Raw genomic sequence first — 19,404 nt, 5'->3', positions numbered from 1 at the left:
CTGTCGGTACGACAGAACGGCGCGGCCGGACAGCCCCGCCCCTTCCCCGGAGGACCGTCATGAGGACGATCACCGCAAGCCTGTTCATCTCCCTCGACGGCGTCATCGACGAGCCGGCGGAGTGGCACTTCCCCTACTTCAACGAGGAGATGGGCGCCGCCGTGACGGAGGGCATGGCCGACACCGTGCTCGTGGGCCGCAAGACCTACGACAGCTTCGTGGGCGCGTGGCCGGAGCGGGAGGCAGCGGGCGGCGAGGACGCCGACTTCGCCAAGACCCTCGGCGACGCGCGGAAGATCGTGATGTCGCGCCAGTCGCTGGAGTTCACCTGGCGCAACTCCGAGCAGCTGCGGGGCGACCTGATCGAGGGCGTGACCGCGCTGAAGAACGAGCCGGGCGGCCGGATCGCCATGAGCGGCTCGGTCTCGGTGGTCCGGCAGTTGCTGGCCGCCGGGCTGCTGGACGAGCTGCACCTGCTGGTGCACCCGATCGCCGTCCGCAAGGGCGAGCGGCTGTTCGACGAGGGCGGCGACGCCATCCCGCTGGAGCTGGTCAAGTCGCAGACGTTCACCACCGGGGTGCTGTCCCTGGTCTACAAGCCCGAGGGCGCCTGACCACGGCCAGCTCTACAGCCTGTAGAGTGAGCGCTTCCTCCAGGTGAAAGGGTGCGGCATGCTGCGCTGGTTCAGGATCGTTGCGGTGGCCGAGGCGTGCTCGTGGGCAGGGCTGCTGATCGGCATGTTCTTCAAGTGGGTGACGGATACCACCGAGCTCGGGGTGAAGATCTTCGGGCCGGTCCACGGAGCGCTGTTCGTGCTGTACGCGGCCGGGGTGGTGCTCGCGGCGCGCGAGGCCGGCTGGAGCCGCGGCACGGTGGTGCTGGGCCTGGCGTGCGCCGTGCCGCCGTTCACCTCGCTGTGGTTCGAGCGCCGCATGGCGTCGCGCATGGTGACGCAGTCCTGATCCGAGCCCTTCAGGCGCAGGTGTAGCCGGACGGCAGGGCGTCGCCGCTCGGGCGGCTCACCTGGAAGCCGACGCTGGTGGTGCGGGCTCCGGCGGCGAGGGTGCCGTTGTGGGCGACGTGCCTGATGGTCACGGTCTGGCCGCTGGTGGTGACGGTGCCGTTCCACGAGCCGGTCAGCGTGTGGCCGGCCAGGCCGGTGTCGTCGGTCGAGGCCGTCCAGCTCAGGCTCGTGCCCGTGGCCGTGGTGCACGAGGCGGCGAGGCCGGTGGGGGCGGTCGGCGGGGTGGTGTCGCCGGAGCCGCCGAGCGCCGGGGTCTGCCAGTCACGCCACTCGGCGAGGTTGCCCCGCTTGCTCGCCGACCTGGCGGCCAGCCAGTCGATGTGCGGGTTGTCCATGACGAACAGTCAATCAAGAGCCGAAAATTTCGGTCCGTACGATCACGCAATCCATCCATGAGCTGGCGAGATGCCTCGGGAAACCGGCTGAAACGAGTTCAGAGGCCCAGGTAGGCGCGGCGCACCCGTTCGTCGCCCGCCAGGTTGTCGCCCGACAGGGTGATGACCCCGCTCTCGATGACGTAGGCGCGGTCCGCGAGCGCCAGCGCCTGGGCCGCGTTCTGCTCCACCAGCAGGATCGCGACGCCGCTCTCGCGGATGCGCCCGAGCGCGGCGAAGACGGCGCGGACCATGAGAGGGGCCAGCCCGACCGACGGCTCGTCCAGCATGAGCAGTCTGGGCCGGGTCATCAGCGCGCGCCCGATGGCCAGCATCTGCTGCTCACCGCCGCTCATCGTGTCGGCCCGCTGGTCCAGCCGCTCGGCGAGCCTCGGGAAGAGCTCCAGCACCCGGTCGGCGGGCTCGCCCGTGTGGTAGGCGCCCATCGCCAGGTTCTCCGCGACGGTGAGCGGGCCGAACAGCGCGCGGCCCTCGGGGACCTGGACGAGCCCGCGTCGCACCACCGCGTGGACCGGCAGCCCGGACAGTTCCTCCCCGTCGAACACCACCCGGCCGGCGGTCGGCCTGAGCAGCCCCGAGGCGACCCGCAGTGTCGTGGACTTGCCCGCGCCGTTGGCCCCGACGAGCGCGACGATCTCCCCGGCCGCCACTTCCAGCGACAGGCCGTGCAGGACCCGCAGGCCGCCGTATCCGGCGTCGACGCCGTCAAGCGAGAGCATCATCGGAGTCCTCTCCCAGATAGGCGGTCACGACGCGGGGATCGCGGGCGATCGCCGCGGGCTCCCCCTCGGCGAGCACGCTCCCGCGATCCAGCACCAGCACGCGGTCGGCCAGCCGCATCACCGCCGGCATCACGTGCTCGACCAGGACCAGCGTCATGCCCTCCGCGCGCAGCTCGCCCAGCAGGGTGATCATCGGCTCCCGCTCCGCCGGGGTGAGCCCGGCCAGCACCTCGTCCAGCAGCAGCACCTTCGGCCGGAGCGCCAGCGCCCTGGCCAGCTCCAGCTGCTTGCGCGCGGCGGCCGGCAGCTCCCCGGCGGGCCGCGACAGGTAGGCGCCGAGCCCGATCCTCTCGATCGTCCCGGTCGCGGCGGCGACGGCCTCCTTCCTGGTGCGGAGGTGCGCGCCGGCGGCCACGGTCACGTTGTCGAGGACGGACAGGGCGGGGAAGGGCCGGGTGAGCTGGAACGTGCGGACCAGACCGGCTCTGGCGCGCAGATGGGCGGGCCGGGCGGTGACGTCCTGGCCGTCGAACAGGATCCGGCCGCTCTCCGGCCGCTGCTCGCCGGAGATCACCGAGAACAGCGTGGTCTTGCCCGCGCCGTTGGGCCCGATGACCGCGTGGATGGTGCCCCGCTCGACCTCGAACGTCACCGCGTCCAGCGCGCGCAGGCCGCCGAACGCCTTGCTCACCGCCTCCATGCGCAGGATCATCGCGACCTCCTGGCGAAGCCGCCGTACAGACCGCGTGGCATGGCCAGGACCACGACGATCAGGAGCACGGCGTACATGATCACGTCGAGCCCGCTGCGGCCCTGGAGGAAGGAGAGGAACTCGGGCGGCGTGCGGACCACCGTCGCGGCCACGTCCGACAGCGGGGCCAGCACCGCCGCGCCGATCAGCGGCCCCCACACCGTGCCGACGCCGCCGATCACCGCGGGCAGGATGGCCTGGATCGACACCGACGGCCCGAAGGCGAGGTCCGGGCTGACGAACAGGTAGTAGACGGCGTAGAAGCCGCCGGCGACCGAGGTGAGCGCGGCGGAGACGCCGATGGCCAGGATCTTGTGGCGGACCACCGCGACCCCGGCGGCCGCGGCGGCCGTCTCGTCCTCGCGCACGGCCACCAGGTTCAGCCCCGCCCTGCTGCCGAGCAGCACGATCACCGTCGCCACGCACGCGAGCGTGAGCAGCAGCGCGACCCAGAAGTACGCGGGGTCGCCGACGTCGAACCGGAGCGTCCACCACCCCTGCTCGCCGGTGACGGGCAGGGTGAGTCCAACCGCGCCGCCCACGAGCTCGGAGTTCAGCGCCGCCAGCCTGAGCATCTCCGCGAAGGCGAAGGTGGCCAGCGCGAAGTAGGCGCCCTTCAGCCGGTAGCGGACCGCCAGATAGCCGGTGACGACGCCGAACAAGCCGGCCACCGCCATCCCGGCGAGCAGCCCGAGCCACGGCGAGAGCCCCAGCTCGACGGTCAGCAGCGCGGTGGTGTAGGCGCCCAGTCCGAAGTAGGCGGCGTGCCCGAAGCTGAACAGGCCGCCGAACCCGCTCATCAGGTTCCAGGCCACGGCCATCATCGCGAACATCAGGGCGCGGACGGCGACCGCCTCCTGCGCGGGCGGCAGCAGCAGGGGCAGCGGGGCGAGGGCCACGCCGATCGCCGCGAGCACGACGAGCCTTCTGATCACGCCGGCCTCCCGAACAGGCCCTGCGGGCGCCAGAGCAGGACGAGCACGAACACCGCGAACACCGCCAGCAGCGGGCTCTGCCCCGGCAGGTAGATGCCGCCGAGCTGCTCGGTCAGGCCGACGATCAGCCCGCCCGCCACCGCCCCGGGAACGCTGCCCAGACCGCCGAGCACCACGACGACGAACCCGATGATGTTGAACAGCTCACCGGCGGTCGGCTCGACGGTGACGAGCGGCGTCACGAGCGTCCCCGCGGCCCCGGCGCAGGCCGTGCCGGCGGCGAACGTCAGCGCGTGCAGCCGCCGCACGTCGAGCCCCACCAGCGAGGCGCCCTCCGGGTTGGCGGCCACCGCCCGGATCGCGGTGCCCAGCCTGGTCCTCGTCAGCACAAGCCACACCGCCCCGGCCAGCCCCATCGCGCCGGCGAACGCCAGCACCCTGCTGAGGTCGGCCACCGCGCCGAGGACGCGCAGCGGGGTGTCGAAGGAGACCGCGACCGTCCTGGTGTCGCCGGAGAAGGCCAGCAGCAGGGCGTTCTCCAGCAGCATCGCGATGCCCAGGGTCAGCAGGAGCTGCGCGGCGAGCGAGCCGCCCATGGTCCGGCTCACCAGGTGGCGCTGCACGACGTAGCCGAGGCCGAACAGCAGCGGCACGCTCACCAGCAGCGACAGGTAGGGGTTCAGCCCGGCGCCGGTCGCGAGCAGCGCGGTGGCGTACATCCCCAGCGTCATGAAGGCGCCGTGCGCGAAGTTGACGATGTCGAGCACCCCGAAGATCAGCGTCAGGCCCATCGCGACCAGCGCGTAGACCCCGCCGAGCAGCAGACCGGTCAGCACCGCCTGGGCGGTGACCGATCCGCTGCCCGAGCGGGCCCACGCGCCCGCGACCACGGCCACCGCCACGAGGATGCCCAGGCCGGCGCGCGAGATCAGGTGGTTCACTCCGCGGCGGGCCTCGGCTCGGCCACGGCCTTGGCCGCGGGGTGCACCGGAACGACCTTGCCGTCCTGGACTTGCAGGACGATCGGGGTGGCGTTCTCGTTCTGCCCGGACTCGTCGAACTGGACAGGGCCGTCGAACGCCATCAGCGTGTCGAAGGAGATCCCGGCGAGCGCCTCACGGATCTTCGCCGGGTCCCGGCTGGCCGCCTTCTCCAGGGCCGCGGCCACGAGCCTGACGCACTCGTACGAGGTGAAGGGGATGAAACGCAGTTCCTCGCCGTACTCGGCCTGGAAGGCGTCGAGGATCGCCTTCGACTCCGGCTTGGTGGCGTCGTAGTTGAAGTTGGAGTCGTAGACGCCCTCCGCGGCGGCGCCCCCGTCGCGCGGGAAGACGGGCGAGCTGAAGGCGCCGTGCGAGACGCCGAGCACGATCTTCACGCCGGGCTGGACCGACGCGATGGCCTTGGCGGTGAGCAGGCCGTCGCGGTAGTAGCCGGTGACCGCGAGCGCGTCGACCCCGGCGGCCTTGACCTTGGTGAGCTCGGTGGTCAGGTCGGCGGCCTTGAGCGCGTCGTAGGTGATCCGCGGGCCGACCTGGAGGCCGAGCTCGGCCGCCTCGTCGGTGAACGACTCGTACGTGGAGGATCCGTAGTCGGTCTGCTCGTGCAAGTAGGCGACCTTGGTGATCTGCTGCCCGGTGCGGTCGGCCAGGTCCTTCAGGTAGCGCGCGCCGTACCTGCCGAGGGTGTCGGAGGAGGGCTGGAGCCGGAAGGTATAGGTGTAACCCTGCTTGAGTATGTCGTCGGCGGAGGCGACGTCGATGACGAACGGCACCTTGTTCCGCTCGGCCACCGTGGCGACCTGGGCGGCGACCGCGCTCTGGTAGGGCCCGACGAGCGCCACGGCGCCCGCCTGGGTGAGGCGCTGCGCCTCGCTCTGGCCGATCTCGGGCTTGCCCTGGCTGTCGGCGTCCAGGATCTCCAGCTTCGCGCCGCCGAGCGACTTGATGCCGCCGGAGTCGTTGATCGCCTTGGCGGCGAGTTTGATCGCCTTGGACATCTGCTGGCCGTCGAAGGCCAGGGCGCCGGTGAGGGGGTGGATGGAGCCGATCTTGATGGTGCCCGACGCGTCCGGCGAGGCCGGGGCGGCCCCGCCGGGAGCCGAGCCGCCGCAGGCCGTCAGGGAGAGAGTCAGGAGCGTGCCGATGGCGATACAGGACTTGATACGCATGGCGTCGTCCTCGGGGGGTTGCCTCGGTTCCATCTTCTGGAACGCTGTTTCGCTGATGTTGGCAGCAGGCGCGCGTCGCGGTCAAGCGACTTGTCCCGTTGATCCAGCGCCTGTCAACCTGCTGTGAAGTGGCGCAAGACGGGAAGGTTAGGACCGGTGATGTGGTACGAGTGTGATGGATACAGCAGGGGGAACACTCTGACATCTAGGTGTGATACACCCCCATAGGCGTATTAATGTCCCCGAACTTGTCGCACAGTGAGAAAGTCAGGTCAATGCGGATTCTGGTCCTCGGTGGTGACGGCTATCTTGGCTGGCCCACCGCCCTCCACCTCTCTCAGACCGGGCACGAGGTCGCCGTCGCCGATAACTTCGCCCGGCGGCAGTACGACTTCGAGCTCGGCGTGGAAAGCCTGGTGCCGATCGAATCCCTGCAAACCAGGATTTCCACCTGGCACCGGCTGACCGGCAAGACCATCCAGGCGTACATCGGCGACCTGATGGAGGCGGACTTCACCTACGACATGATCCGCGACTTCCGTCCGGACGCCGTGGTCCACTTCGCCGAGCAGCGGGCCGCCCCCTACTCGATGATCGACCGCAAGCATGCCGTCTACACGCAGGTCAACAACGTGGCGGGCACGCTGAACGTGCTCTACGCCATCGCCGAGATCGACCCCGAGATCCACCTGGTCAAGCTCGGCACCATGGGCGAGTACGGCACCCCCAACATCGACATCGAGGAAGGCTGGCTGGAGGTCGAGCACAAGGGGCGCAAGGACCGGGTGCTCTACCCCAAGCGGCCGGGGTCGTTCTACCATCTGTCGAAGGTGCACGACAGCCACAACATGGAGTTCGCCTGCCGGATCTGGGGCCTGCGCGCGACCGACCTCAACCAGGGCGTCGTGTACGGCCAGCAGACCCCGGAGACCGCGCTCGACGACCGGCTCGCCACCAGGTTCGACTACGACGCGGTGTTCGGCACGGTCCTCAACAGGTTCGTCGTCCAGGCGGTGCTCGGCCACCCCCTCACCGTCTACGGCAAGGGCGGCCAGACGCGGGGCATCATCGACATCCGCGACACCGTCCGCTGCATCCAGCTCGCCTGCGAAACCCCGGCCGACCGCGGCGAGTTCCGCGTGTTCAACCAGATGACCGAGTCCATGTCGGTCGCCGACATCGCCGAGACCGTCGCGCGGAGCTTCCCCGACGAGGTGACGATCAACAACCTCGACAACCCCAGGGTCGAGAAGGAGGAGCACTACTACAAGGTCGTCCACAGCGGCCTGGTGGAGCTCGGCCTCGAACCCCACCTGCTCTCCGACACGCTGATCACCTCGCTGTTCGACGTGACCAAGCGCTACGCCGAGCGGGTCGACCTCGACGCCATGCAGCCCCGGGTCGACTGGCGCGGCGCCCTGGGCGGAGAGAGGCGGTGAGCGCTGAGGAAGGCGCGTTCGCCCGGGCCACGGGCCGCACCGCGGAGCGGGAGGAAGGCGGCCACGACAAGCCGCGCTACCGCCGCTACCAGTTCGACCTGATCGCCCCCCACTGCGGGCGCAGCGTGCTGGAGGTGGGGGCCGGGCTGGGCGAGTTCGCCAGCCAGTTCACCGGCCTGGACCGGCTCGTGGTCACCGACGTCGACCCCGACGCGGTCAAGGTGATGAAGGCCCGCTTCGCCGGCCGCGGCGAGGTGGAGGCGGCCCAGTTCGACCTCGCCTGCGGAGCCAGCCTGGACCGCCCGGTCGAGACCGCGATCGCCATCAACGTGCTGGAGCACTTCGAGGACGACGCCGCCCTCCTCACCCTCCTCGGCCGCTCGGTCACCCCGGGCGGCACGCTCGTGCTGTGGGTGCCCGCCTACCAGAGCCTGTACGGCGACTTCGACCGCAAGGTCGGTCACTTCCGCCGCTACACCCCGGCCACGCTCAGGGACGCCGCAGTGCGCGCCGGGCTGGAGGTGGAGCTGTCTCGCCCGGTCAACCTGCTGGGCGGGATCGCCTGGTGGGCCGCGGTGCGGCTGGGCAAGGCGGGCTCGCCCAAGGCGGGCGCCGTCGGCCTGTACGACAAGGTCCTGGTCCCGGTCACCCGGGTGCTCGACCGGGTTCTGCCGATCCCGTTCGGCCAGTCGATCCTCGGCGTCTTCCGGGTGCCCGGCAACCGGGGGCACGCGGCGTCGTGATCCAGGTTCGTCGTCTTCTACGGGGAGCTCTCCCGCGCATCTTCGGGCGCTACGCGATCGGTTCGGTGGTGGCGGGCGTGGTCAGCGAGATCACGCTGCTGACGGTCTACGGGCTGGAGCTTCTCGGCCCGTCGGCCGCCTCCGTGGTCGCGTGGGGGCTCGGCGCCGTCGTCAACTACGTGCTCAACCGGTGGTGGGCCTGGAAGCTGCGCGGCCGGCCCAAGCCGCTGCGCGAGCTGCTCCCGTACTGGCTGACCGCAGTGGTGGGGCTGGTCATCGCGTCATGGGGCACCGGGGTCGCCGACCGGGTGGGACACCAGATCTTCGACACCGACGGCCCCCGGGTGATCTTCGTGGGGGCCGTTTTCCTGGGGATCTACGGGCTGCTGTTCGTGGCGAAGTTCTTCCTGTTCCACTACTTCGTCTTCGCCGACACCCGCTCGGGTGAGGAGGGCGCCGAGCCCGCAGAGGAGGGCGACGAAGCCGGCCGGCGGCGCTCACGGAGCCAGGTCCCGAGCACGACCCGCGAGTAGCGGTAGCCGTAGACGAGGTTGCCGCCCTTCTTGGTGGTGCCGGCCGCGCGCAGTCGCATGGTGGCCGGCACCTCCACGACCCGGAACCCCCGCGAGATCACACCGATCAGCAGCTCGGACGACTGGTACTGCGGCTGGGTGAGGGTGACCGCCCCGGTGACCTCCGCCCGCATCGCCCGCAGGCCGAACGAGGTGTCGGTGATCCGCTGGCCGGTGAACCGGCTGATCAGGAACGCGAACACGTGCACGCCGAGGCGGCGGACCCTGTCGTGGGTCTCCTGCCGCCCCAGCACGCGGGAACCGGTTGCGAAGTCGGCCTCCCCGCGCAGCACCGGGGCGAGCACCCGCTTGATGTCGGCCGGGTCGTACTGCCCGTCGGCGTCGGTGGTCACGATGTAGCGGGCGCCGCTCTCGCGGGCCAGACGGTAGCCGAGCCGCAGCGCGGCGCCCTGCCCGCGGTTCGCGGGGACGTCGCAGACCATGGCCCCGGCCTTGCGCGCCTCGGCCGCCGTGCGGTCGGTGGAGCCGTCGACGACCACGATGGTCGCGGTCTCCATCCCGTCGACGACCGCCGGGATGCCGTTCACCGTGGCGCCGATGCTGCGCTCTTCGTTGTACGCGGCGATGACGATCGCGACGGGAGGCAGGTCCGAGCCGTATTGCGAGGTGAACTCCGCCATCGCGGCGGCGTCGATGTCCACCGGTGTCTCCGGGCTCGTCATGCGTCTTCCTCCGGTTTGTCGCTTTTAGCCGCAGATCATTCTGCTGCAGATGGCGTGAAGTCCGGCCATACTGTGGCCATTCCCGAGGTCAAATCGTGGCGAGGCTGATATCCGAGGGCCTTCGCCGCCGAGATGTCGAGCACGACCGCCGGCATCTCGCCCTGCTTCGCGGGGACGTGCTCGACCGGGATGGGCGCACCGGTGACCGTCCGCGCCGCGTCGATCAGGTCGTGCACGCTCACCGACGTGCCGGACCCGACGATCAGGGGACCGTCGTGGTCCTCGCGCCAGGCGAGCAGGATCGCCTGCACGACGTCGTCGACGTGGACGTAGTCGCGGAGCTGGGCGCCGTCGCCGTACACCTGGACCCCCCTACCCTCGGCGGCGGCCCGCATCAGCCTCGGGACGAAGCTGTCCTTGTGGAGCATCCCCGGGCCGTACACGTTGGCGAAGCGCAGCGCGCTCGTGCGCATGCCGTAGACGCCGGAATAGGCGCTGAGCAGCATCTCGCCCGCGGCCTTGGTCGCGCCGTACGGCGTGAGCGGGCGCAGCGCCAGGCTCTCGCTGATCCGGACGCCGCCCACGTCGCCGGTGACGGCGTTGGTGGACGCCAGCAGGAACCGCGGCACCCCGCGCTCCCTGGCGAGCTCCAGCAGCCCCGCCGTGGCCTCGACGTTGGTCTGGTATGTCCCGACCGGGTCTTCCACCGAGCGGAGCACCGACGTGACGGCGGCCAGGTGGACCACCGCGTCGAGCCCGGCCGTCACCGCCCGCTCGCGCACCCCGGGATCGCGCAGGTCGCCCACGACGGACACCACGCCGGGATCCGGGTGCGGGTCGAGGTCGACGACCGTCACCTCGGCCTTCTCGGCGAGCAGCGCCGCCACCAACCGCTTTCCGATGAACCCCGCTCCGCCCGTGACGAGCACGCGGGCCCCGGCCACCTCCGGCATCTCCTGGCATTCCTTTCCCTCAGGTCCCAGCGACGATACCGGCATCCGGACGGTGGACCCGCATCGGTTCTGACGATGTGGCGGGCATTCCCAGCAAACGCTTGGATTCCCTGCGTAGGCTACGGTCTTTGTCGTCCTGTCGACCGACCGCGAGGCAGTTGGAGGAGTGCACGTGAGCCCAGCTCTGGTGGTGGGCCCTCCCCTTGTGGCCGGCCTGGTCCTGGCACTGGCCGCGCAACGGCGCGGCTGGGCGCCGCCGCTGTGGGCGGCGCTGGCGGTCGGGGCCGTGCTCCGGATCATCGCGATGGCCTGGGCCGCGCAGGACCCCGCCCAGCCGTACGACTTCGCCAACGACTTCTCGATGGCGGCCGCCGAGGTGCTCGAAGGCCGCAACCCGACCACCCACATGCGCGACGGCGGCTGGCACTTCCTGCCGTTCCTCGCCTACGTGCTGGCGGGCCAGAAGGAGCTGGGCGACCTCATCGGGCTCTCCTGGAACTGGTCGGGCCGGATCGTCCCCGTGCTGGCCGACCTCGCGCTGATCCCGCTGGTGGCCAAGCTCGCCGGCGAGCGCGGGGCGCTGCGGGGCTTCCAGTACGCGTGCGTGCCGCTCGGCATCATGGTGAGCGGCATCCACGGCCAGTTCCCGCCGCTCACCCTGGTCTTCGGGGTGGCCGCGCTGGTCGCCGCCCGCGCCGGGCGCGCCCACTGGGCCGGCGTGCTCATCGGCCTGTCGGTGGCCTGCACCAACTGGTCGGTGCTGCTCGTGCCGGGAGTGGTCCTCGCCGTCGCGGGGTCGCGCCGCCTGGTGGTGCTCGGCTGGACCGCGGCCGTTCCCGGGCTGTGGCTGCTCAGCAGCGCGGTGTTCCTGGACACGCCGGTCACCGGGCTCGTCGACCTGGGCAAGGCCATCATGTCGACGCGCCCGGTGGTGGGCGACTGGGGCTGGACCGCCCTGGTCACGGGCGGCGACCAGGACGTCTCGTCCGTCCTCGGCAGGATCGGCACGCTCGTGCTGGTCGCGGGGCTGCTCGCGGCCGGGTGGTGGTGGCGCGGGGCCGACCCGGTCGACCTGACCCTGGTCCTGCTGCTCGTCTTCCTCATCCTGACCTACCGGCTCGGCGCCCAGTACCTGATGTGGCCGGTGCCCTACCTCCTGGCCCGCGCCGGCCGCGCCACCTGGCCGGTGATCATGGTGACCAGCGCCTGGGCGGCGGCCGGCTACCTGCGCGTCCAGATGTTCACCGGGATGGGCTGGTGGCAGTTCCACAGCGTGTGGGCCCTGTCCTCGCTCGTGGTCATCCCCTTCCTGATCGCCGCACTGCCGCCCAGAAACCCGCCCCGTCCCGGCCCTGCCGAGCCCGTACGGCCGACGGGAGCCATGTCAGAGCCGTAGCCGCCCCCGCGTCAGCGGCCGGTGCGCGTGCGCCGCCGGCCCGCAGCAGTTCGCCGGCGGCTCGATCTTCCGAAACCCGCCTGACAGTCAGCTCATCAAATCGACCAGGGCCTCGCCCCGCGAGGTCAGACCGATGCGCACGTGGCGGCCGTGCCGCTCGCGCTCCAGGAGGCCCGCCGCCTGCAACTGGTCGCAGTGGTAGCTGGCCGTGGCCGGGGTGCAGCTCAGGAGGCCGGCCAGCTCGCCCATGGTGAGCGGCACCCGGCCCGCCCTCAGTATCGTGGCGCGCACCCGGCCCACCGTCAGGGCCAGGCTGTCCTTCTCGTCGCTCTCCGCCTCGTGGCCGGACCAGAGCAGGCCCACGGCGGGCACGGGGTAGCCGATCCACGCCAGCCCCGGCCGGTCGAAGGAGAACAGGCACGCGCCGTGACCGGAGACGACCGGCACGAACGTCAGCTTCCTGCCGCCCAGGTCGAACCGCCGGCCCTGCTGGTCCGGCAGCCTGATGGAGGTGCCCCCGAACCTGAACCTGCTGTTCAGGCCGGTGAGCACGGCCTCCGGAGCGCCGGTGACCGCCGCGACGCCCACCCGCTCGCGCTCCTTGCCGAGCAGCCCGCCGGCGCGGTGCCACGTCGGCGCGAAGTCCTCCCACAGCCTGCGCATCAGCCGCGCGTAGACGCGAGCCACGCCCGCGGGCGGTCCACGACGGGCTGCCAGTGGACCGGAGCCCCGGCCCCGAACTCCGCCTCCAGCTCCCTGATCAGGGTCGCCGGGTCCAGGTCCTCAAGCATCTCCAGGTAGGTCTCGACGTCGCCCTCGACCATCGTGGCCGTCGCCGTCAGGCAGTCGGGGATGATCGAGCAGTACGGGTCGAACAGCGGCTTCAGCGCGGCCGCGTCCTCGCCGATCACGCCGGCCACCCCGCGCCGCCAGTGACCGGGCACACCGTGCGGCCGGCCGCCCACGCTGCCCGCGGCCAGCGACAGCAGGCTGACGCCGGGGTGCAGCGCCACCGTCGCCCTGACCTCGTCCAGCGGTCCGAGTTGCAGTTCCGAGTACCCGTTCATCGTCCCCCAGCCGCCGGTCGAGCCCGGCCGATGGCTATTGTGCACAGAGCCTGGGGGACGCGGTCATCCGCCCGCAATCACTAAGAGAATCCTCGAAACGAGGGCCGACGGGCTACACGCGGCCCGGCCAGTCGGCGTAGCGGATCTCGCCGAGCACCGCGCCCTCGCCCGGCACCAGCGAACGCTCGTGCAGCTCGGCCCCGAAATAGCGCGCGTCCGGGTCGGTGACCACCTGGCGGGGGTCGCCCCAGGCGGCGAGCGCGTCGCGGAAGAACTCGTCCATCCTGAACTGCTCCGGCCCGGCGACCTCGACCCTGCCGTTCAGCGGCGACCCCACCGCGGTCCTGCCGACCTCCTTGGCGACCTCGTCGCCCGCGATGGGCTGGTAGAGCACCGGCGCGATCCGTACGGTGCGGCCGTCGGTGGAGGCGGCGTCGGCGATCGTCCGGGTGAACTCGAAGAACTGGGTCGCGTGCACGAGCGAGAACGGGATCCCCGCCTTCTCGATCAGCCGCTCCTGGGCGAGCTTGGCCTGGAAGTAGCCGCTGTCCGGCAGCCGCTCGGTGCCCACCACCGACAGCGCGACGTGATGCCCGACGCCGGCTTCGGACTCCGCGGCGAGCAGGTTGCGGGTGGAGGTCTCGAAGAACTGCATGACGGCGCTCTCCTCGAACGACGGGGAGTTCGACACGTCGATCACCACGGCCGCGCCGGACAGGACCTCGGCGAGCCCTTCGCCCGTGAGGGTGTCGACCCCGGTGTTCCGCGCCGCCGCCACCGCCTCGTGCCCGTACTCGCCGAGCCGGGTCACGAGCTTCGACCCGATCAGGCCCGTCCCGCCGATTACCACGATCTTCATGACAACGCCTTCCTTGTCCCCCGGTGAACCAGGGTTCCCGCCCCTGGGACAAGGCAAGCCCGCAGTCCGTGCCAACTCCGGGGAAATTGTGCGGTCAGGCGGGAAGTCGGTAGACCGACACGCGATCACGACGAGATCTTCCGGACGTCCCCCGAGATCATGCCGGGCTCGTGAACCGGCGCCCTTGTCGATCGACGTGTTCCGGCCGGGCAGGCCGAGTCATTAGGCTGCCTCACGACGAGGGCCGCGTGCGGTGGGGGCGAGGTGACCGGTGTGGCGGAGGAGGCGGCACGGCTGCTGGTGCGGTTCGGCCGCCGTTACGCGGCCGCCGTGCGCCTGGCGACGCTGGTGCCGATCTGCGCTGTCGCCCTGTTCAGGGCGTCCCCGGAGCACTTCGCGGCCACCGCCTCGATGGTCGCCGTCGCGGCGGTGTGGACGTGCGGCTACGTATGGTGGCTGCGCCGGGGCCGGGGGGACGCGCTGCTCGCCCCCGACGTGATCGTCCTGCTGACCCTGACTGCGAGCGTCACCTGGACCGGCGCCCTTGAGGACACCAATTTCGGATGGTCACGGCTCCTGGTCACCTTCGCGTGCGTGACGTGGCAGTGGCACACCTCGCTGCCCGTGGGAGCCGCCGTGGCTCTGGTGGCCGGAGGCGGGGCGGCCGTCATCGTCGCCATGGCGGTGCCGGACCCGAGTGTGATCAGAGGCAACCTCTGGGCGGTGCCGGCGGCCGCGCTGTCCAGAGCCGCCTGGACCCTCCTGCGGCAGGCCGCAGACAGGGCCGACCGGATGGCGGCCGAGGCCGCCCGGGCGCGTGCCGCCGCGCAGGCGGCGGCGGCCGTCCGCGCCGAGGAACGCGAGCTCGCCAACGCCCTGCACGACACGGCCGCGACGACCCTCCTGATGGTCGGCACCGGGCAGGTGCGCTCCGACTCCGCCTGGCTCGGCCCGCAGGCCCGCCGCGACCTCGACAGGCTGCGTTCCGACAGCAGGCGGACGCCCCGCCCCACCGACCTCGTCGACCTGCTCAGGGCCGACCTCGACGCCGCCCAGCTCTCCGTGGAGTTCGACCTGCCGGCACGCTTACCACTCCCGGCGGGGGTCGCGGCGCCCATCGCCGACGCGGCGCGCGAGGCGCTCACCAACGTGCGACGCCACTCGGGCACGACACGGGCGACCGTCCGCCTGCGCGGGGACTCCCAGTCACTGCGGCTCGACATCATCGACGAGGGAAAGGGATTCTCCCTGGGAGACGTCCCGGGCCACCGCCGCGGCATCCGCGAGTCCGTGCGCGGCAGGATGACCCGCATCGGAGGCACGGCCACCGTCGTCTCCGCCGAGGGCGAGGGCACCCGAGTGCGGCTCGAATGGCCGGCCGGCCATGACTGACGCCGCCGGGGAGCGGACCGGAGCCCAGCTCAAACGCGGCCTCCGGATAGCGACGCTGCTCGTCGCCGTGGCGATAGCCGGCGGGCTCGGCGGCGCCAACCTGATGCGCCACTGGGACGTGTACGAGTGGCCGGTCGCCCAGGTCGTGGCTCTCGCGATGCTGGCGGCCGTGCTCGCCTGCGAGGCCGTGCTGCTGGTCCGGCGGCGCCCGTGGAACCGGCTGCGCTGGGCCGCCGTCGCCGTGGTGCTCGCCGCGTCCGCTCTCTCGTACGCGACGCTGCCGGACGGGCGGACGTCCACCACCACCGACTGGATCTTCGGCGCGGCGAACTGGGCGGGCTTCACCGTGCTGCTCGACCGCCCGTTGCGGACCTCGGCGGGGTTCCTGGCCGCTCACGAGCTCGTCGCCCTGCTCCACCTGTTCCTGTTCGACGAGCCCGACCGGCAGGCCCTGGCCCGGTTCGCCACCGGCTCGGTGACCGTGATCGGCTTTCCGCTCTGCGTGGCCGTGGGCGCGGCCGTGCTCCGCGGCCTCAGCGCGGCGGCGACCACCGCCCAGCGGGAGCTCGAACGGGTGCGCGTGGTGGAAGCCGTCGCGGCGGCGTCGCACCGCCGCAGGCAGCAGCGGTTCACCGAGCTATCGGCGAGCACGATCCCGCTGCTGGAGGGGTTCGCCGACAACTCGCTCCGGCCGGACGATCCTGCCGTCCAGCGGCTGTGCGCCATCGAGGCGGCCCGGATGCGGCGGCTGTTCGCCGAGACCGACACCGTCGCCGACCCCCTGGTACACGAGCTGCGCCACTGCGCCGACGTCGCCGACCGCAAGGGCGTCGAGGTGGAGCTGGACACGCGCGGGCAGTGGCCGACGCCCCCCGTGGCCGTCCGGCGCGATCTCACCGAGCCGGTGCTGACCGTGCTCGCCACCGCCGCCTCCCGGGCCAGGGTCACCGTCGTGGGCAGCGCGGACCTGGTGTCGGTGAGCGTCGTCGCCGACAGCGGCGAGGTGGACGTGCCGGATCCGGCGACGCCGGGAGTGCTGGTCGAGACGCTGCGCAATGACGAAACGGTATGGATGGAGGTCCAATGGCAGCCCACCACGCCGGCGACGAGGTGATCACCGCGGTGATCGTCGATGATCACGCGGCCATCTCCGCGGGCGTCAGCGCCTGGTGCGCCGAGGCCGCGCCGCCGATCGACCTCATCGACGCGGGGGAGCGACTCGCCGACGTGTGGACCGGGCCGGGCGCCGCCGCCGACGTGGTGATCTTCGATCTGGAGCTGGTCCCCGGCAGGCCGGACTTCGGCGAGCTGCGCAGGCTGGTCCACAGCGGCAGGCGCGTGGTCGTCTACTCCCAGCACACCGACGACGCCACCGCGATCAAGTGCGTCGACCTCGGCGCGCTCGCCTACCTGACCAAGCGGGAGGGTCCCGAGCACCTGGTGACGGCCATCAGGGCCGCGGCGCGGGGAGAGCCCTACACCGCGCCGTCGCTGTCCGGGGCGCTCGCCGCGGACCAGTCCCCGGACCGGCCGCGCCTGTCCCAGCGCGAGACCGAGGTGCTGCGGGCGTGGTTCGTCTCCTCATCCAAGGACCTCGTCGCCGCGAAGCTCAACATCACCGTCAAGACCGTCGAGACCTACATCGCGCGCGTACGCGTCAAGTACGCCAACGTCGGCAGGGCCGCCCGCACCAAGAGCGACCTCGTCACCCGCGCCATCGACGACGGCGTCATCACGCTCGCCGAGCTCAACCAGACGCTCGACCACACGGAGGCCACGCTGTAGGGCGTTCGCCGGACACCGGCCCGCCGCCCGCCTCCCTAGAGTTGCGATCAAGCTGCGGCCGACACAGGGGGGCCCGGATGGCACTGAAAATCAAGATCCTCGGACCATGGGAGGTCACGGCGGATGACGAACCGGTCAAGGTGGCCGGTGAGCGGCGGGTCGGCTTGCTGGCCCGGCTGGCGCTGAGCGCCGGCCACGTGGTTCCCGCCGAACAGCTGCTGGCAGACGTCTGGGGGCAGAGCACGGCGGCGACGGCGGCCAAGCAACTGCACATCGTCGTGTCGAAGATCCGCGACCTGCTCTCCAGGCACCAGGAGAACGAGGTCATCACGACCGTCGCCGGCGGATACCGGCTGAACGTGGAGCGGGAGAACGTCGACGCCCATCTGTTCACGCTGCTGAGCGGCCGGGCGGGCGCCGCGCGGGCCCGGGGCGAGGCGGCGACTGCCGACAGGCTGTTCCAGCACGCTCTGGCGCTCTGGCGGGGCGGCGCGCTGACCGGCATCACCGCTCCGTGGGCCCAGGTCGAGGCCGCACGCCTGGAAGAGGAGCGCCTCATGGCGCTGGAGGACCACGCCGACCTCCGCCTCGCCGCCGGTGACCACCGCGCGCTGGTGCCGATGCTCACCGCCCACACCCTGTCCCACCCGCTGCGGGAACGGCCCCGGGCCCAGCTCATGCTGGCGCTGTACCGGGCGTCCCGGGCGTCGGAGGCTCTCGCGGTCTACCGGGACACCCGGTCTGTCATGGTCGGCGACCTGGGCATCGAGCCGGGGCCGGGGCTGCGCCGGATGCAGGAGGCGGTGCTCCGCCGCGACCCGGCGCTGGACCTCGCCTCCCCGGCCATGCTCATGACGCTCACCGAGCGCGTCATCACCACCGCCCGGCGCTGACCGGTCAGCGGTCGGGGATTCCGTCCCGGGCCGGGCGTGACGGCTCCGGCGAGATCGTCCGGAACGGATCCGCGGTCAGCCGGGAAGGCGGTAGACCGACACGTGCGAACGCGACTCGGCGGTGAAGGCGGCGCCGGACCAGTCGGCGTGCCTGCTCTCCAGCTCGAACCCGGCCAGCTGCGCCATGAGGTCGAGCTCGGCGGGCCAGATGTAGCGGTGCGGGCTGCGGAACAGCCGGGCCTGCCTGCTGTCGTCGAACTCGAAGTGGTGCGAGACGACGTGCTGCGCCGGCACGTCGTAGGTGTCGAGACCGATGTAGCCGGGCTCGCTGTGGAAGACCGTGGCCCGCTGCCCCGGCGGGAGCTTGCGCAGCTCGGGCACCCAGAGCTCGATGACGAACCGGCCGCCGGGCGCGAGGTGACGGGCGGCGTTGCGGAAGCACGCGACCTGCCCGGCCTGCGTGAGCAGGTTGGAGATGGTGTTGTAGACGAGGTAGACCAGCGTGTACGTGCCCGGGGCGACGGCCGTCGTCATGTCGCCGGCGATCACGGGGATGGTCTCCTCGTCCGCTTTCGTCCGCAGTTGGTCGATCATCGGAAGGGAGAGCTCGATGCCGGTGACGCTCACCCCCCGCTCGGCCAGCGGCACGGCGACGCGGCCGGTCCCGATGGCGAACTCGAGCGCCCGGCCGCCGCCCGCGAGCTCGGCCAGGCGTCCGACCGTCGGCTCCAGCACCTCGGGCGCGAACATGCCGGTGCCCGGCGTGTCGTAGCGCCGGGCGGTCTCGGCGTCCCAGATGTCCTCCTGTCGCATGCGGCCCACGATCTCCCGCTCGTCCGCGCGCTGTCCAACGATTTCTAGCGCACCCGCTCGGCCAGGAACTCCTCCCACGTGCGCTTGCCCAGCTCGGCCTCCAGCGACAGGTTGTCGCCCGCCCGGTAGGCGCGGCCCGCCTTGCCCGGCATCCGGACCCGCAGCATCGGCCGCCGCTTGCCCCTGGCCGCCAGGTAGCCGCGCACCAGCTCGCCCATCACGTACACCTTCGGCCCGGCGAGATCCGGCACCAGGTCGGACGGCGGGCCGACGGTCAGGTCCGCGAGGCGGGCGGCGACGTCGCGGGCGTCCACCGGCTGGAACCTGAGCCCGCCGGGGACCGGGACCACGGGGAGCTTGGCCATCGGCGTCACGGCCTTGAGCACGAGGTCGTGGAACTGGGCGGCGCGCAGCATCGTCCAGGGGACACCCGAGTCCATCACGGCCCGCTCGGCGTCCCGCTGGTAGCGGAACCAGGCCAGCGGCACGCGGTCGGCGCCGATCACCGAGATGTGCACCAGGTGCCGCACCTCCGCGCGCACGGCGGCCTGGACCAGGTTGCGGGTCAGCACGTCGTCGTTCTTGGGGCCGCCCGCCAGGTGCAGGACGGTGTCGGCGCCGTCCACGGCGGGCTGGAGGCCCTCGCCGGTGAGCAGGTCGGCGGTCACGTCGCCGCCGCGCCGGCCGAGGACGCGCACCTGGTGGCCGGCGGACCGCAGGAGCGGTACGACGAGGCGGCCGAGCGTACCGGTGCCGCCGGTGACCAGAATCAGGGATGTCATGGTTTGCTCCAGTAGTCCATCGGGTGGGG

The 19,404-nt window shown here is 71.8% G+C and carries 23 protein-coding genes; 10 read left to right on the top strand and 13 right to left on the bottom strand.

Features of this window, described 5'->3' with window-relative positions; translation table 11 throughout:
- Positions 1-59 precede the first annotated feature (59 nt).
- Both FR742_RS32955 and FR742_RS32950 read left to right on the top strand, forming a co-directional pair.
- On the top strand, positions 60-614 hold the full coding sequence (locus FR742_RS32955; RefSeq protein WP_148035227.1) for a dihydrofolate reductase family protein: 555 nt from the start codon (positions 60-62) through the stop codon (positions 612-614).
- Between the two features lie 58 nt (positions 615-672).
- Entirely contained in the window at positions 673-963 is a 291-nt protein-coding gene (locus FR742_RS32950; protein WP_148035226.1) for a DUF3817 domain-containing protein, read from the top strand.
- 10 nt (positions 964-973) lie between these two features.
- Here FR742_RS32950 and FR742_RS32945 read toward each other — a convergent pair whose 3' ends face one another.
- The 6 genes from FR742_RS32945 to FR742_RS32920 all read right to left on the bottom strand — a co-directional run bounded on the left by FR742_RS32945 (position 974) and on the right by FR742_RS32920 (position 5,998).
- A complete protein-coding gene (locus FR742_RS32945; RefSeq protein ID WP_148035225.1) occupies positions 974-1,360 on the bottom strand; it encodes a cellulose binding domain-containing protein in 387 nt (128 codons plus the stop codon).
- Positions 1,361-1,458: 98 nt separating this feature from the next.
- Positions 1,459-2,139 carry an ABC transporter ATP-binding protein gene (locus FR742_RS32940; RefSeq protein ID WP_148037107.1) on the bottom strand — a complete coding sequence of 227 codons (681 nt, stop codon included), beginning with the start codon at positions 2,137-2,139 and terminating at the stop codon, positions 1,459-1,461.
- Positions 2,126-2,854, bottom strand: a complete 729-nt coding sequence (locus FR742_RS32935) for an ABC transporter ATP-binding protein (RefSeq protein ID WP_148035224.1) — start codon at positions 2,852-2,854, stop codon at positions 2,126-2,128. The genes FR742_RS32940 and FR742_RS32935 overlap by 14 nt, the downstream gene beginning before the upstream one ends.
- Positions 2,851-3,828, bottom strand: coding sequence for a branched-chain amino acid ABC transporter permease (locus FR742_RS32930; RefSeq protein WP_222709219.1), 978 nt, complete (start codon positions 3,826-3,828; stop codon positions 2,851-2,853). The genes FR742_RS32935 and FR742_RS32930 overlap by 4 nt, the downstream gene beginning before the upstream one ends.
- A complete protein-coding gene (locus tag FR742_RS32925; protein ID WP_148035222.1) occupies positions 3,825-4,769 on the bottom strand; it encodes a branched-chain amino acid ABC transporter permease in 945 nt (314 codons plus the stop codon). Before FR742_RS32925 ends, FR742_RS32930 begins: the two co-directional genes overlap by 4 nt.
- The gene (locus FR742_RS32920) at positions 4,766-5,998 is read right to left on the bottom strand and encodes an ABC transporter substrate-binding protein (protein ID WP_148035221.1); all 1,233 of its coding nucleotides are present in this window, start codon (positions 5,996-5,998) and stop codon (positions 4,766-4,768) included. Before FR742_RS32920 ends, FR742_RS32925 begins: the two co-directional genes overlap by 4 nt.
- A 275-nt stretch (positions 5,999-6,273) precedes the next feature.
- On the opposite strand from FR742_RS32920, the gene FR742_RS32915 reads away from it, so the two are divergent.
- From FR742_RS32915 to FR742_RS32905, 3 genes are read left to right on the top strand one after another with little or no spacing between them, the layout of a single operon-like run.
- Positions 6,274-7,437 (top strand): NAD-dependent epimerase/dehydratase family protein, encoded by a 1,164-nt coding sequence (locus FR742_RS32915; protein ID WP_148035220.1) that lies wholly within the window; start codon positions 6,274-6,276, stop codon positions 7,435-7,437.
- The gene (locus tag FR742_RS32910; RefSeq protein ID WP_148035219.1) at positions 7,434-8,180 is read left to right on the top strand and encodes a bifunctional 2-polyprenyl-6-hydroxyphenol methylase/3-demethylubiquinol 3-O-methyltransferase UbiG; all 747 of its coding nucleotides are present in this window, start codon (positions 7,434-7,436) and stop codon (positions 8,178-8,180) included. Before FR742_RS32915 ends, FR742_RS32910 begins: the two co-directional genes overlap by 4 nt.
- Positions 8,177-8,713 carry a GtrA family protein gene (locus FR742_RS32905; protein ID WP_148035218.1) on the top strand — a complete coding sequence of 179 codons (537 nt, stop codon included), beginning with the start codon at positions 8,177-8,179 and terminating at the stop codon, positions 8,711-8,713. Before FR742_RS32910 ends, FR742_RS32905 begins: the two co-directional genes overlap by 4 nt.
- Here FR742_RS32905 and FR742_RS32900 read toward each other — a convergent pair.
- Both FR742_RS32900 and FR742_RS32895 read right to left on the bottom strand, forming a co-directional pair.
- Positions 8,596-9,435 carry a glycosyltransferase family 2 protein gene (locus tag FR742_RS32900; protein ID WP_148035217.1) on the bottom strand — a complete coding sequence of 280 codons (840 nt, stop codon included), beginning with the start codon at positions 9,433-9,435 and terminating at the stop codon, positions 8,596-8,598. The two genes, FR742_RS32905 and FR742_RS32900, sit on opposite strands and share 118 nt — an antisense overlap.
- A 35-nt stretch (positions 9,436-9,470) precedes the next feature.
- Complete coding sequence (locus FR742_RS32895) at positions 9,471-10,388, bottom strand: NAD(P)-dependent oxidoreductase (protein WP_148035216.1); 918 nt, start codon at positions 10,386-10,388, stop codon at positions 9,471-9,473.
- Positions 10,389-10,560: 172 nt separating this feature from the next.
- Between FR742_RS32895 and FR742_RS32890 the strand changes: the two genes are divergently transcribed.
- On the top strand, positions 10,561-11,784 hold the full coding sequence (locus FR742_RS32890) for a hypothetical protein (RefSeq protein ID WP_148035215.1): 1,224 nt from the start codon (positions 10,561-10,563) through the stop codon (positions 11,782-11,784).
- Positions 11,785-11,871: 87 nt separating this feature from the next.
- On the opposite strand, the gene FR742_RS32885 is transcribed toward FR742_RS32890, so the two are convergent.
- From FR742_RS32885 to FR742_RS32875, 3 genes are all read right to left on the bottom strand, one after another.
- Positions 11,872-12,471 (bottom strand): MarR family winged helix-turn-helix transcriptional regulator, encoded by a 600-nt coding sequence (locus tag FR742_RS32885; protein WP_148035214.1) that lies wholly within the window; start codon positions 12,469-12,471, stop codon positions 11,872-11,874.
- The gene (locus FR742_RS32880; RefSeq protein ID WP_148035213.1) at positions 12,447-12,851 is read right to left on the bottom strand and encodes a hypothetical protein; all 405 of its coding nucleotides are present in this window, start codon (positions 12,849-12,851) and stop codon (positions 12,447-12,449) included. Before FR742_RS32880 ends, FR742_RS32885 begins: the two co-directional genes overlap by 25 nt.
- 112 nt (positions 12,852-12,963) lie before the next feature.
- Complete coding sequence (locus FR742_RS32875) at positions 12,964-13,710, bottom strand: SDR family oxidoreductase (RefSeq protein ID WP_148035212.1); 747 nt, start codon at positions 13,708-13,710, stop codon at positions 12,964-12,966.
- A gap of 264 nt (positions 13,711-13,974) precedes the next feature.
- Between FR742_RS32875 and FR742_RS32870 the strand changes: the two genes are divergently transcribed.
- The 4 genes from FR742_RS32870 to FR742_RS32855 all read left to right on the top strand — a co-directional run bounded on the left by FR742_RS32870 (position 13,975) and on the right by FR742_RS32855 (position 17,780).
- A complete protein-coding gene (locus FR742_RS32870; RefSeq protein WP_148035211.1) occupies positions 13,975-15,102 on the top strand; it encodes a sensor histidine kinase in 1,128 nt (375 codons plus the stop codon).
- The gene (locus FR742_RS32865; protein ID WP_148035210.1) at positions 15,095-16,216 is read left to right on the top strand and encodes a hypothetical protein; all 1,122 of its coding nucleotides are present in this window, start codon (positions 15,095-15,097) and stop codon (positions 16,214-16,216) included. The genes FR742_RS32870 and FR742_RS32865 overlap by 8 nt, the downstream gene beginning before the upstream one ends.
- Positions 16,186-16,887, top strand: a complete 702-nt coding sequence (locus FR742_RS32860) for a response regulator transcription factor (RefSeq protein ID WP_148035209.1) — start codon at positions 16,186-16,188, stop codon at positions 16,885-16,887. The genes FR742_RS32865 and FR742_RS32860 overlap by 31 nt, the downstream gene beginning before the upstream one ends.
- Before the next feature lie 77 nt (positions 16,888-16,964).
- Positions 16,965-17,780, top strand: a complete 816-nt coding sequence (locus FR742_RS32855) for an AfsR/SARP family transcriptional regulator (protein WP_148035208.1) — start codon at positions 16,965-16,967, stop codon at positions 17,778-17,780.
- Positions 17,781-17,855: 75 nt separating this feature from the next.
- Here the strand turns inward: FR742_RS32855 and FR742_RS32850 are convergent, their stop codons facing one another.
- The gene (locus tag FR742_RS32850; protein ID WP_148035207.1) at positions 17,856-18,593 is read right to left on the bottom strand and encodes a bifunctional 2-polyprenyl-6-hydroxyphenol methylase/3-demethylubiquinol 3-O-methyltransferase UbiG; all 738 of its coding nucleotides are present in this window, start codon (positions 18,591-18,593) and stop codon (positions 17,856-17,858) included.
- A gap of 44 nt (positions 18,594-18,637) precedes the next feature.
- Positions 18,638-19,375, bottom strand: coding sequence for an SDR family oxidoreductase (locus tag FR742_RS32845; protein ID WP_148035206.1), 738 nt, complete (start codon positions 19,373-19,375; stop codon positions 18,638-18,640).
- Positions 19,376-19,404 lie beyond the last annotated feature (29 nt).

The sequence above is a fragment of the Nonomuraea sp. C10 genome (assembly GCF_008017515.1).
GTDB lineage: Bacteria > Actinomycetota > Actinomycetes > Streptosporangiales > Streptosporangiaceae > Nonomuraea > Nonomuraea ferruginea.
This window is presented reverse-complemented; position numbering and strand designations above follow the sequence as displayed.

Bases quoted from the DNA above. Each gene is read 5' to 3' on its own strand.
- FR742_RS32955 (WP_148035227.1), top strand. From the start codon at position 60: ATGAGGACGATCACCGCAAGCCTGTTCATCTCCCTCGACGGCGTCATC.
- FR742_RS32950 (WP_148035226.1), top strand. From the start codon at position 673: ATGCTGCGCTGGTTCAGGATCGTTGCGGTGGCCGAGGCGTGCTCGTGG.
- FR742_RS32945 (WP_148035225.1), bottom strand. From the start codon at position 1,360: ATGGACAACCCGCACATCGACTGGCTGGCCGCCAGGTCGGCGAGCAAG.
- FR742_RS32940 (WP_148037107.1), bottom strand. From the start codon at position 2,139: ATGCTCTCGCTTGACGGCGTCGACGCCGGATACGGCGGCCTGCGGGTC.
- FR742_RS32935 (WP_148035224.1), bottom strand. From the start codon at position 2,854: ATGATCCTGCGCATGGAGGCGGTGAGCAAGGCGTTCGGCGGCCTGCGC.
- FR742_RS32920 (WP_148035221.1), bottom strand. From the start codon at position 5,998: ATGCGTATCAAGTCCTGTATCGCCATCGGCACGCTCCTGACTCTCTCC.
- FR742_RS32915 (WP_148035220.1), top strand. From the start codon at position 6,274: ATGCGGATTCTGGTCCTCGGTGGTGACGGCTATCTTGGCTGGCCCACC.
- FR742_RS32900 (WP_148035217.1), bottom strand. From the start codon at position 9,435: ATGACGAGCCCGGAGACACCGGTGGACATCGACGCCGCCGCGATGGCG.
- FR742_RS32895 (WP_148035216.1), bottom strand. From the start codon at position 10,388: ATGCCGGAGGTGGCCGGGGCCCGCGTGCTCGTCACGGGCGGAGCGGGG.
- FR742_RS32880 (WP_148035213.1), bottom strand. From the start codon at position 12,851: ATGAACGGGTACTCGGAACTGCAACTCGGACCGCTGGACGAGGTCAGG.
- FR742_RS32875 (WP_148035212.1), bottom strand. From the start codon at position 13,710: ATGAAGATCGTGGTAATCGGCGGGACGGGCCTGATCGGGTCGAAGCTC.
- FR742_RS32865 (WP_148035210.1), top strand. From the start codon at position 15,095: ATGACTGACGCCGCCGGGGAGCGGACCGGAGCCCAGCTCAAACGCGGC.
- FR742_RS32860 (WP_148035209.1), top strand. From the start codon at position 16,186: ATGGCAGCCCACCACGCCGGCGACGAGGTGATCACCGCGGTGATCGTC.
- FR742_RS32855 (WP_148035208.1), top strand. From the start codon at position 16,965: ATGGCACTGAAAATCAAGATCCTCGGACCATGGGAGGTCACGGCGGAT.
- FR742_RS32850 (WP_148035207.1), bottom strand. From the start codon at position 18,593: ATGCGACAGGAGGACATCTGGGACGCCGAGACCGCCCGGCGCTACGAC.
- FR742_RS32845 (WP_148035206.1), bottom strand. From the start codon at position 19,375: ATGACATCCCTGATTCTGGTCACCGGCGGCACCGGTACGCTCGGCCGC.